The organism is Providencia sp. PROV_01, from assembly GCF_053098325.1.
The window spans coordinates 3,739,912-3,752,021 of record NZ_JBRFKD010000002.1 but is presented as its reverse complement, the minus strand read 5'-3'; the positions used below and the strand labels follow the sequence as shown (position 1 = coordinate 3,752,021).

9 protein-coding genes are annotated in these 12,110 nt (G+C 42.5%); all 9 read left to right on the top strand.

Annotated elements, in window-relative coordinates; all coding sequences use genetic code 11:
* The 9 genes from rseP (at position 1) to dnaE (ending at position 12,099) form a co-directional block, all read left to right on the top strand.
* Complete coding sequence (gene rseP, locus ACU696_RS18225; protein ID WP_109911802.1) at positions 1-1,353, top strand: sigma E protease regulator RseP; 1,353 nt, start codon at positions 1-3, stop codon at positions 1,351-1,353.
* A 42-nt stretch (positions 1,354-1,395) separates the two neighbouring features.
* A complete protein-coding gene (gene bamA / locus ACU696_RS18220; RefSeq protein ID WP_109911803.1) occupies positions 1,396-3,810 on the top strand; it encodes an outer membrane protein assembly factor BamA in 2,415 nt (804 codons plus the stop codon).
* An 89-nt stretch (positions 3,811-3,899) separates the two neighbouring features.
* The gene (skp, locus tag ACU696_RS18215) at positions 3,900-4,394 is read left to right on the top strand and encodes a molecular chaperone Skp (protein WP_004908780.1); all 495 of its coding nucleotides are present in this window, start codon (positions 3,900-3,902) and stop codon (positions 4,392-4,394) included.
* Positions 4,395-4,397: 3 nt separating this feature from the next.
* The gene (lpxD, locus tag ACU696_RS18210) at positions 4,398-5,435 is read left to right on the top strand and encodes a UDP-3-O-(3-hydroxymyristoyl)glucosamine N-acyltransferase (protein WP_109911804.1); all 1,038 of its coding nucleotides are present in this window, start codon (positions 4,398-4,400) and stop codon (positions 5,433-5,435) included.
* Positions 5,436-5,564: 129 nt separating this feature from the next.
* Positions 5,565-6,017 (top strand): 3-hydroxyacyl-ACP dehydratase FabZ, encoded by a 453-nt coding sequence (gene fabZ, locus ACU696_RS18205; protein WP_004257450.1) that lies wholly within the window; start codon positions 5,565-5,567, stop codon positions 6,015-6,017.
* 1 nt (position 6,018) lies between these two features.
* Positions 6,019-6,816, top strand: coding sequence for an acyl-ACP--UDP-N-acetylglucosamine O-acyltransferase (gene lpxA / locus ACU696_RS18200; RefSeq protein WP_004908785.1), 798 nt, complete (start codon positions 6,019-6,021; stop codon positions 6,814-6,816).
* A gap of 44 nt (positions 6,817-6,860) precedes the next feature.
* Positions 6,861-8,012, top strand: coding sequence for a lipid-A-disaccharide synthase (lpxB, locus tag ACU696_RS18195; protein WP_115167780.1), 1,152 nt, complete (start codon positions 6,861-6,863; stop codon positions 8,010-8,012).
* Positions 8,012-8,605, top strand: a complete 594-nt coding sequence (gene rnhB, locus ACU696_RS18190; protein ID WP_109911807.1) for a ribonuclease HII — start codon at positions 8,012-8,014, stop codon at positions 8,603-8,605. The genes lpxB and rnhB overlap by 1 nt, the downstream gene beginning before the upstream one ends.
* Before the next feature lie 11 nt (positions 8,606-8,616).
* Entirely contained in the window at positions 8,617-12,099 is a 3,483-nt protein-coding gene (gene dnaE / locus ACU696_RS18185) for a DNA polymerase III subunit alpha (protein WP_164529102.1), read from the top strand.
* The last annotated feature ends 11 nt before the right edge of the window (positions 12,100-12,110 follow it).

Genomic DNA, 12,110 nt, shown 5'->3' with positions numbered 1-12,110 from the left:
ATGGGATTTATTTGGAGTTTAGCTGCATTTATTATCGCGATAGGCGTGTTAATTACAGTACACGAGTTCGGTCACTACTGGGTTGCTCGTCGCTGTGGTGTTTATGTTGAGCGCTTCTCTATTGGCTTTGGCAAAACGTTATGGCGTAAAGTCGATAAACATGGCACTGAGTTCGTTTTAGCCATTATCCCATTAGGGGGTTATGTCAAAATGCTTGATGAACGTGTTGGAGAGGTTGTTCCTGAGCGTCGTCATCAAGCGTTTAATAATAAAACAGTAGGTCAACGAGCTGCCATTATTAGTGCGGGGCCTATTGCGAACTTTTTATTGGCAATTGTTGTCTATTGGATTGTCTTTATGATTGGCGTTCCTTCTGTGAAGCCTGTCATTGAAGATGTAAAACCAGGTTCTATTGCGGCAATTGCAAATTTTGAACCAAAAATGGAACTAAAATCCATTGATGGCATCGAAACTCCTGATTGGAATTCAGTTCGCTTAGCATTGGTCGGCAAAATAGGTGACCACGAACTGACTGCACAAGTATTACCGAGTGGTTATAATGAACCGATGACAAAAACGGTTGATTTAACGACTTGGCAGTTTGATCCTGAGAAACAAGATCCAATTTTGTCGTTAGGGATAATGCCTGTTTCTGCAAAAATTGACCCTGTTATTCAAAAAGTCACAGAGGGGTTAGCTGGCGAACGAGCAGGTTTACAGAAAGGTGACAGAATAGTCAGTGTTAACGGGGAGGTATTAGGCCTTTGGAACCCAGTAACACGAATTATTCGTAATAACCCAGGTGTACCGTTAAAACTAGAAGTACAACGGTCGCAACAATTGGTTTCACTCACGTTGACTCCTGATAGCCAAGATGGACAACGTGGAGAGAAAATTGGATTTGCAGGCGTAGAACTTTCAGTGTTACCGTTAGCAGATGAATATAAAATGGTGCAGCAATATGGGCCATTCTCTGCGTTTTACCAAGCCAGTGATAAGACGTGGCAGTTAATGAAGTTGACGGTCAATATGATGGGTAAACTGGTTGTTGGGGATGTCAAACTCAATAACTTGAGCGGTCCGATATCTATCGCTAAAGGTGCGGGGGTATCCGCCGAGTCAGGCTTGGTATATTATTTGATGTTTATTGCGCTTATTAGCGTCAATTTAGGTATCATCAATCTGTTTCCATTGCCTGTTTTAGATGGGGGGCACTTGCTCTTCTTATTAATTGAAAAAATTAAAGGAAGTCCAGTGTCTGAGCGAGTACAAGACTTTAGTTTTCGGATAGGTGCAATGGCATTGATTCTGTTAATGGGACTTGCACTTTTTAATGATTTCTCTCGCTTCTAATTTTTATAAGCTGGGGACCAGTAAGGAATACGCATAACAACGATGGCGATGAAAAAGTTGCTCATAGCGTCGCTGCTTTTCGGCAGCGCCACTGCATACGGTTCAGACGGATTCGTAGTTAAAGACATTCGTTTCGAAGGTCTACAACGCGTCGCCGTTGGTGCAGCATTATTGAACATGCCAGTTAGGGTTGGCGATTCAGTTGATAACGATGATATCAGCCGTTCGATCCGTTCCCTATTTTCAACCGGTAACTTCGAAGATGTTAGGGTCCTGCGTGATGGAAACACGCTGATCGTTCAAGTTAAAGAGCGGCCAACGATTGCCAGTATCACCTTTACAGGTAATAAGTCTGTTAAAGATGATATGCTCAAGCAGAACTTGGAAGCTTCAAATATCCGCGTTGGTGAGGCACTTGACCGCACGACAATTGCGAATATCGAAAAAGGTTTAGAAGACTTTTACTATAGCGTTGGTAAATATAATGCAACAGTAAAAGCTGTTGTGACACCTTTACCACGTAACCGTGTGGATTTAAAATTTGTTTTCTCTGAAGGTGTTTCAGCTCAAATTCAGCAAATTAATATTGTAGGTAATAAAAATTACACTACAGCAGAATTAGTTAATAAGCTGCAATTGCGTGATGATGTACCTTGGTGGAACCTTGCTGCTGACCAAAAATACCAGAAGCAAAAACTGGCGGGTGATTTAGAAACTCTGCGCAGTTTTTATCTTGACCGCGGTTATGCACGTTTTAACATTGACTCCACGCAAGTCAGTCTGACTCCAGACAAAAAAGGCATTTATATTACGATTAACATTACTGAAGGCGACCAATACAAAATATCGGGTGTCGAAGTTAATGGTAATACTGCAGATCACTTAACTGAAATCCAAGAACTTATCACTATCACACCGGGAGAGTTATATAACGGTGCTCAAGTGACAAGCATGGAAAACAAAATCAAAGATATGTTTGGCCGCTATGGTTATGCATATCCTCGAGTAATGACACAGCCTGAAATCAACGATGCAGATAAAACCGTGAAATTGCATTTAAATATTGATGCAGGTAACCGTTTCTATGTGCGTGAAATTCGTTTCCAAGGCAATGACACCAGTAAAGACACCGTTTTGCGTCGTGAAATGCGCCAAATGGAAGGGGCATGGCTTGGAAATGACCTTGTTGAACTCGGTAAAGAACGTCTGAATCGTACAGGTTATTTCGAAACTGTTGATGTTGAGACTCAACGTGTACCGGGCAGTCCTGACCAAGTAGATGTTATCTACAAGGTTAAAGAGCGTAATACAGGTTCAATGAACTTTGGTATCGGTTTTGGTACTGAAAGTGGTGTGAGTTTCCAAGTTGGGGTTACACAAGATAACTGGTTAGGTACAGGTAATGCGGTTGGTATTAACGCAAGTAAAAACGACTACTCAACTAACGTTGAATTCTCATTTACTGACCCGTATTTCACCGTGAATGGTGTGAGCTTAGGCGGTCGTATTTTCTATAACGACTTTAGTGCGAAAGATGCGGATCTATCTGGCTATAACAACAAAACGTATGGTCTAGACAGTTTCTTAAGCTTCCCGTTCAATGAAAATAACTCTTTCCGTGTTGGTGCGGGTTACGTTCATAACCGACTTTCAGACATGCGAGCTCAAGCTGCGATGTGGGATTACCTCGACTCTATGGGGAAAAATCCACCAGTTACAGAAAATGGGCGTAATAAAGAAAGTTTTGATGCGGATGACTTTACGCTTAACTTAGGTTGGACTTATAACTCGTTAAACCGTGGTTTCTTCCCAACATCGGGTAATAAAACGAACGTATCGGGTAAAGTAACAATACCTGGCTCTGATAACGAATACTATAAACTGCGCTTTGATACCGCACAGTATTACCCACTGGATGAAGACCAAACTTGGGTAGTTCTGGGGCGTGCACAAGCAGGTTATGGTGATGGTATTGGCAGTAAGCAAATGCCATTCTATGAAAACTTCTATGCGGGTGGTTCAAGCACCATTCGTGGTTTCCGTTCGAATAATATCGGTCCAAAAGCGGTTTACTTGAAGAGAATTAATGGTGTGGATGGCCCTGAGCCAGGAAGCCCATCAAGTGATGCGGTCGGTGGTAATGCGATGTACGCAGCATCATTTGAATTAATCACTCCGACTCCATTTATTGACGAGAAATATTCGAACTCAGTTCGTACGTCTCTGTTCGTTGATGCGGGTACGGTATGGGATACTAATTGGAACAGTATCAATGCTGATTGGCGTAAAGGTATGCCTGACTACGGTAAGGCAACTAACGTCCGTGCTTCTGCTGGTGTTGCTTTACAATGGATGTCCCCTCTTGGACCACTGGTCTTCTCTTATGCGCAGCCGATTAAGGACTACGAAGGGGATAAATCAGAACAGTTCCAATTTAATATTGGTAGAACGTGGTAAGCTATTCCAGTTTCTACTTATGATGGCTCCCATAATTTTATGGGAGCAACCAAAATTTCCAGCCATACGTATGGGTTAAGGAGTTTAGTGTGAAAAAATTGTTGTGTGCAGCGGGTGTGAGTATTGCTTTAGCAATGTCTGCGGGTGCTTATGCTGAGAAAATCGCTATCGTCAATGTTGGTGAAATTTTCCAAAATATGCCTGCGCGTGAAGCCGTTGCTAAACAGCTTGAAAGTGAATTCAAAAGCCGTGCGACTGAGTTACAAAATCTAGAAAAAGATTTGCAAACTCGTGTTGAAAAATTGCGCCGTGATGGTGCAACGATGAAGCAAAGTGAGCGCGAAAAGCTTGAATCTGAACTCATGACTAAACGTGATCAATTCGCTGAAAAAGCTCAAAAATTTGAAGAAGACAACCGTCGTCGTCAAGGTGAAGAGCGTACTAAAATTTTAACTCGTATTCAGAACTCTATTAAGTCTGTTGCCGCTAAAGAAGGCTATGATGTCGTTATCGATGCAAATGCAGTTGCCTATGCAAAAGATAGCGTTGACATTACAAGTCAGGTTCAAAAACAGGTTAAATAATAGATGTCTTCAATTCGATTGGCTGACCTTGCTCAGCAGTTGAATGCGCAATTACACGGTGATGGTGATATTACCATCACCGGTATTGCTCCAATGCATTCAGCGAATAATCAACAGATTACTTTTTTATCTGACAGCCGTTATAGTGACAAATTGGCCGATTGCCAAGCTGCAGCGGTGGTTCTCACAGCAAAAGATCTCGAAGCATGTAAAGTAGCTGCACTGGTAGTGGATAACCCATACCTTGCTTATGCACGCATGGCTCAAATTATGGATACAACGCCAAGTCCGGCTGAAGATATCCACGCATCAGCGGTAATTGCTGATGATGCAAAACTCGGTAAGAATGTCGCAATTGGCGCAAATGCTGTTATCGAAAGTGGTGTTGAACTTGGCGATAATGTGGTGATTGGCGCAGGTTGTTTTGTGGGTAAAAATACACGCATAGGTACAGGGACCCGTTTATGGGCAAATGTCAGCGTGTACCACAATATCGAAATTGGTACACATTGTTTAATTCAATCTGGCACTGTGATTGGTTCAGATGGCTTCGGTTATGCAAATGATCGTGGTAATTGGATCAAAATTCCTCAGTTAGGCACAGTGATCATCGGCGATCGTGTTGAGATCGGTGCAAGCACAACGATTGATCGCGGTGCGTTAGATAACACTGTGATTGGTAATGGGGTTATTATCGATAACCAATGCCAAATTGCACACAATGTCATAATTGGTGATAATACCGCAGTTGCTGGCGGAGTTATCATGGCTGGTAGTTTAAAAATCGGTCGTTACTGCATGATTGGTGGGGCTAGCGTCATCAACGGTCATATGGAAATTTGCGATAAGGTCACAGTAACAGGAATGGGTATGGTCATGAGGCCTATCACTGAACCGGGAGTATATTCTTCAGGAATTCCTTTACAGCCTAATAAAGCTTGGCGTAAAACAGCTGCTTTAGTCTTAAGTATCAATGAGATGAATAAGAGACTGAAACACGTTGAGCGTGAATTAGATAGCCAAAATCAAAAAAATCAGTAATCATTTTGTAATTCAGGCTAAAATAGTTATCTGAGTTACGTTTTCCGGCCTGCCAGTTAACCTAATTTATGGGTTAAAGCAGGCCGATTCATTAATTAAACCGTATTAATAGACAGGAAGAGTATTTCGATGAGTGATAATCATACTCTGAATATAGAAGAAATCTTAGAACTGCTTCCACACCGTTACCCATTCCTTTTGGTTGACCGTGTATTAGATTTTGAAAAAGGCAAATCATTGCGTGCAGTGAAAAATGTGTCATTTAATGAGCCATTTTTCCAAGGGCACTTTCCAAGCAAACCCATTTTTCCTGGCGTATTAATTTTAGAAGCCATGGCACAAGCGACTGGGATCCTTGCGTTTAAAAGCGTTGGAAAATTAGAGCCTGGTGAGTTGTACTATTTTGCAGCGATAGACAATGCGCGTTTTAAACGTCCTGTTCTACCAGGAGACCAAATGGTCTTAGAAGTAGAATTTATTAAAGAACGTCGCGGAGTTGCACGTTTTAAAGGTGTTGCTAAAGTTGATGGAGAAGTGGCCTGCGAAGCAGAAATGATGTGCGCCCGTCGCCGTGAGGTCTGATATGATTGATAATACAGCCTATATTCATCCATCCTCTATCGTAGAAGATGGAGCTATCATCGGTGCCAATGTTCGTATTGGCCCTTTTTGTTATATTGGCGCGAATGTCGAAATTGGCGAAGGTACTGAGTTGAAATCTCATGTTGTCGTTAATGGCCATACAAAAATAGGCCGTGACAATGTGATTTTCCAGTTCGCTTCCATTGGTGAGATTAACCAAGATCTTAAATATCAAGGTGAACCAACACGAGTTGAAATCGGGGATAGAAACCGTATTCGTGAAAGCGTAACTATTCACCGTGGTACAGTTCAAGATGTTGGCCTGACAAAAGTGGGCAACGATAATTTACTGATGGTGAATGTGCATATTGCCCATGATTGTATCATTGGCAACCGTTGTATTATTGCAAATAACGGTACTTTAGGTGGCCATGTAACACTTGGTGATTATGCCATCATTGGTGGTATGACCGCAGTTCATCAATTTTGTAAAATTGGTGCTCATGTTATGGTCGGCGGTTGCTCTGGTGTTGCACAAGACGTGCCACCTTATGTTATTGCACAGGGTAACCACGCAACACCATTTGGTTTAAATCTTGAAGGTTTAAAACGCCGTGGTTTTGAAAAAGAATCACTACATGCTATTCGTAATGCATACAAGGTGTTATATCGTTCAGGTAAATCATTAGAAGAAGCACGTGAAGAAATCGCGGAAGCGGCAAAAGCCAATGAACACGTTAAAGTGTTTAGTGATTTCTTAGAGGATTCAGCACAGTCTAAACGTGGTATTATTCGTTAATCTAGTATTAATGAATCTGGGCCTTTAATAAGGAGCGAATTTCGGTGAATAATAGCCGCCCACTTACTATTGGCCTTGTTGCCGGAGAAACATCTGGTGATATTCTCGGTGCTGGGCTTATCCGTGCACTTAAAGAGCAAATACCAGATGCTCGCTTTGTTGGTGTTGCTGGTCCATTAATGCAAGCGGAAGGTTGTGAAGCTTGGTATGAAATGGAAGAGCTTGCTGTCATGGGCATTGTTGAAGTCCTTGGCCGTCTACCTCGGCTATTATCCATTCGTAAGGATTTAACCCAGCGTTTTACTGAACTACAGCCGGATGTTTTTGTTGGGATTGATGCCCCTGATTTTAATATTACCCTAGAGGGGCGCTTAAAATCGAAAGGTATCAAAACCATTCATTACGTTAGCCCATCAGTTTGGGCATGGCGCCAGAAGCGGGTATTTAAAATTGGTCGTTCAACAAATTTAGTATTAGCTTTTTTACCTTTTGAAAAAGCATTTTACGACCGTTTTAATGTTCCTTGCCGTTTTATCGGGCATACAATGGCGGATGCCATTCCATTACATCCTGATAAACAAGCCGCTCGACATCGGCTGAATATTCCTGAGCATGTTAAATGTTTGGCTTTACTGCCAGGAAGTCGTCATTCAGAAGTCGAAATGCTAAGCGCAGATTTTCTCAATACAGCGAAAATATTACAACGCAATATCCCTGATTTACATATTGTGGTGCCGTTGGTGAATGAAAAACGCCGCCAGCAGTTTGATGAGATAAAAGAAAATACCGCACCTGAATTGCAAGTCCATATTTTAGATGGTCAGGCTCGTGATGCAATGATTGCAGCAGATGCGACTTTGTTAGCATCAGGAACAGCAGCACTTGAGTGTATGCTAACAAAATGCCCAATGGTGGTGGGGTATCGTATGAAACCTTTCACTTTCTGGTTAGCTAAACGGTTAGTGAAAACGCCGTATGTTTCTTTGCCTAATTTGTTAGCAGAAAAAGAAATTGTGAAGGAGTTACTACAAGAGGAATGCCAGCCTGATAAACTCGCACAGCAGTTGCTTCCTCTCCTAGATGGTGGAGAACAGGTTGAAAACCTGAAACAAACTTTTTTACAATTACATCAGCTTATTCGTTGTGATGCAGATAAACAAGCTGCTGAAGCGGTATTAGATATGGTCAAAAATTAATGGAATTTATCTATCCAAAAGCAAATTTAATCGCTGGTGTTGATGAAGTGGGTCGAGGCCCGCTAGTTGGAGCTGTAGTGACCGCGGCAGTGATTCTTGATCCCAATAACCCAATTACAGGGCTGGCAGACTCAAAAAAACTCACCGAAAAAAAACGTGAGAAATTATTTGATGAAATCCAACAAAAAGCGCTGTGTTGGTGCATTGGTCGCGCAGAACCAGAAGAAATTGATAACATAAATATATTACATGCAACTATGTTAGCGATGCAGCGCGCAGTTGCGGGTTTATCTATTGTTCCTGAGTATGTTTTAATTGATGGCAACCGCTGTCCTAAATTGCCAATGCCTTCACAAGCAGTCATTAAAGGCGACAGCCTAGTACAAGAAATTAGTGCAGCATCCATTTTAGCTAAAGTGATTAGGGATAGGGAAATGGTCGAATTGGACAAAACCTTTCCTGAATATGGCTTTGCGAAGCATAAAGGCTACCCAACCGCGTATCATTTAGAAAAATTGGCGCAGTATGGTGCAACCGAATTCCATCGTAAAAGCTTTGCTCCAGTGAGAAGAGCTTTAGACAGCAATAAGTAGGTATTAGGTCGATGGCATCACCTCGTTTTATTCATTTACGTGTTCACAGTGACTATTCCATGATTGATGGGCTAGCCAAAACGGGGCCACTGGTTAAAAAAGTGGCTTCAATGGGCATGCCTGCGTTTGCGATCACCGATTTTACTAACCTTTGTGGGCTAGTCCGGTTTTATGGTGCAGCACATGGTGCAGGGATCAAACCCATTATTGGTGCTGATTTTTATGTGGAAAGTGAACTATTGGGTGATGAAATATCTCACTTAACTGTTTTAGCACGTAATAATGAAGGTTATCAAAACCTTACCCTACTCATTTCTGAAGCGTACCAAAAAGGCTATGGTGCGGTTGGACCAACAATTAAACGTGAATGGCTGGCTAAGCACAAAGATGGTTTGATTCTACTCTCTGGTGGCCGTAAAGGGGATGTCGGGCAATGTCTATTAAGAGGTAATCAAACTTTAGTGGATGAGTGCCTTGCATTCTATGAAACGCATTTTCCAGATTGCTACTACTTAGAATTAGTCAGAACAGGGCGGCCAGATGAAGAAAGTTATCTGCATGCGGCTGTCGAGTTAGCAACTAAAAAAGGCTTGCCTGTTGTTGCAACGAATGATGTTTGCTTCATTGAAAGTAGTGATTTCGACGCCCATGAAATACGTGTTGCTATCCATGATGGTTTTACATTAGCTGATCCGAAAAGGCCTAAAAATTATAGCCCTCAGCAATATTTACGTTCCGAAGAAGAGATGTGTGAGCTATTTGCTGACATCCCTGAAGCGTTAGAAAACAGTGTAGAGATTGCTAAGCGTTGTAACGTCACGATTCGCCTTGGTGAATACTTCTTACCGCAATTCCCAACAGGGGATATGAAAACCGAAGACTTTTTGGTTATGCGGTCAAAAGAAGGGTTAGAAGAGCGCCTCGAGTTTTTATTCCCAGACGAAAAAGTACGAGCGGAAAAACGCCCTGAATACGATGAGCGTCTGGAAATTGAACTTAACGTGATTAATCAGATGGGGTTCCCCGGTTACTTCTTGATCGTGATGGAATTTATCCAATGGTCAAAAGATAATGGCGTACCTGTGGGGCCGGGGCGAGGTTCCGGTGCGGGCTCTTTAGTTGCTTATGCCCTTAAAATTACGGATCTTGATCCGCTTGAGTTTGACTTGCTTTTTGAGCGTTTCTTGAATCCGGAACGTGTTTCGATGCCTGACTTTGATGTCGATTTCTGTATGGAAAAACGCGACCAAGTGATTGATCACGTAGCCCAAATGTATGGGCGTGACGCTGTTTCACAGATCATTACTTTCGGTACGATGGCCGCCAAAGCGGTTATCCGTGACGTGGGGCGCGTACTTGGGCACCCATATGGTTTTGTTGATAGAATTTCAAAATTAGTGCCGCCAGACCCCGGTATGACACTGGAAAAAGCGTTCGAAGCAGAACCACAGCTACCTGAAATTTATGAGGCTGATGAAGAGGTTAAAGCGCTTATCGATATGGCGCGTAAGCTCGAAGGTGTCACACGAAATGCTGGTAAACATGCGGGTGGGGTGGTTATCGCTCCAACTAAAATTACTGACTTTGCGCCGCTTTATTGTGATGCGGAAGGTAATAACCCTGTCACACAATTCGATAAAAACGATGTCGAATATGCGGGGTTAGTGAAGTTTGACTTCCTTGGTTTACGGACATTGACGATCATTAACTGGGCGTTGGAAATGATCAACGCGCGTCGAGCCAAGAAAAATTTAGAACCGATTGATATTGCAGCTATTCCGCTACACGATCAAAAAAGCTTTGATATGCTGCAGCGCTCAGAAACCACAGCGGTATTCCAGTTAGAATCCCGTGGAATGAAGGACTTAATTAAGCGATTACGCCCCGACTGCTTCGAGGATATGATCGCACTGGTGGCATTGTTCCGTCCCGGGCCACTGCAATCAGGCATGGTAGATAACTTTATTGACCGTAAACATGGTCGTGAAGAAATATCGTACCCAGATGTACAATGGCAACATGAATCATTAAAACCTGTTCTAGAGCCCACATATGGGATTATTTTATACCAAGAACAGGTTATGCAGATTGCTCAGGTTTTAGCTGGCTATACGCTTGGCGGTGCGGATATGCTGCGTCGTGCGATGGGTAAAAAGAAACCTGAGGAAATGGCGAAGCAGCGTTCTGTTTTTGAAGAAGGTGCAATTAAAAACGGAGTAGACGGCGAGCTATCAATGAAAATCTTTGACTTGGTAGAGAAATTTGCCGGTTATGGGTTTAATAAATCGCATTCAGCTGCCTATGCTTTAGTTTCTTATCAAACATTATGGTTAAAAGCGCACTATCCCGCTGAATTTATGGCTGCAGTTATGACCGCGGATATGGATAACACGGAAAAAGTGGTTGGTTTAGTTGATGAATGTTGGCGAATGGGCTTAAAAGTATTGCCGCCAGATATCAATAGTGGGCTTTATCACTTCCATGTGAATGATGAAGGTGAGATAGTTTACGGTATCGGTGCAATCAAAGGGGTCGGCGAAGGCCCGATCGAAGCGATTGTTGAAGCTCGTCAACAAGGCGGCATCTTTAAAGAGATTTTTGACCTTTGTGCGCGAGTTGATATTAAAAAAATTAACCGTCGTGTGATGGAAAAGCTTATCATGGCAGGGGCATTTGACCGATTAGGCCCTCATCGTGCAGCGTTGATGTCTTCCCTTGAGGATGCGTTAAAAGCAGCTGACCAACATGCTAAAGCAGAGGCAATAGGCCAAGCAGATATGTTTGGTGTACTAGCTGAAGCACCTGAACAAGTTGAAAGTTCATATGCAAGTGTACCTAAATGGCCAGAGCAAGTAGTATTGGATGGTGAACGAGAGACGCTTGGTTTATATTTAACAGGGCATCCAATAACGCGATACTTGAGCGAAATAGAGCGCTATACTAATGGGCTTAGATTAAAAGATGTGAACCCCACCCCTCGTGGTCAAGTAACAACTGTGGTAGGTTTAGTACTTTCAGCTAAAGTGATTACAACCAAGCGTGGAAATAGAATAGGGATTTGTACGCTTGATGATCGTTCCGGTCGTCTGGATATTATGTTATTTTCAGATGCACTCGATAAGTACCAACATATGTTGGAAAAAGACAATATCCTGATAGCCACCGGTCAGGTCAGCTTTGATGATTTCAATGGTGGTAATAAAATGACAGTGCGTGAGTTAATGGATATTAGTGAAGCAAGGGAAAAATATGCACGAGGACTTGCAATTTCACTGTCAGATAAACAAATTAACGATCAATTGCTGAACCGGCTTCGCAGTACTCTTGAACCTCATCGTTCAGGAACGATCCCGGTTCATCTGTATTACCAGAAGGATGATGCCAGAGCCAAGCTTAAATTTGGTGTTGTTTGGCGTGTGACGCCAGTGGATCCCCTTTTGAACGATCTTCGAACTCTGCTGGGTAGTGAGCAGGTAGAATTAGAATTTGACTAAAATAGGAATAT

Bases quoted from the DNA above. Each gene is read 5' to 3' on its own strand.
- bamA (WP_109911803.1), top strand. From the start codon at position 1,396: ATGGCGATGAAAAAGTTGCTCATAGCGTCGCTGCTTTTCGGCAGCGCC.
- rseP (WP_109911802.1), top strand. From the start codon at position 1: ATGGGATTTATTTGGAGTTTAGCTGCATTTATTATCGCGATAGGCGTG.
- rnhB (WP_109911807.1), top strand. From the start codon at position 8,012: ATGGAATTTATCTATCCAAAAGCAAATTTAATCGCTGGTGTTGATGAA.
- fabZ (WP_004257450.1), top strand. From the start codon at position 5,565: ATGAGTGATAATCATACTCTGAATATAGAAGAAATCTTAGAACTGCTT.
- lpxA (WP_004908785.1), top strand. From the start codon at position 6,019: ATGATTGATAATACAGCCTATATTCATCCATCCTCTATCGTAGAAGAT.
- lpxD (WP_109911804.1), top strand. From the start codon at position 4,398: ATGTCTTCAATTCGATTGGCTGACCTTGCTCAGCAGTTGAATGCGCAA.
- dnaE (WP_164529102.1), top strand. From the start codon at position 8,617: ATGGCATCACCTCGTTTTATTCATTTACGTGTTCACAGTGACTATTCC.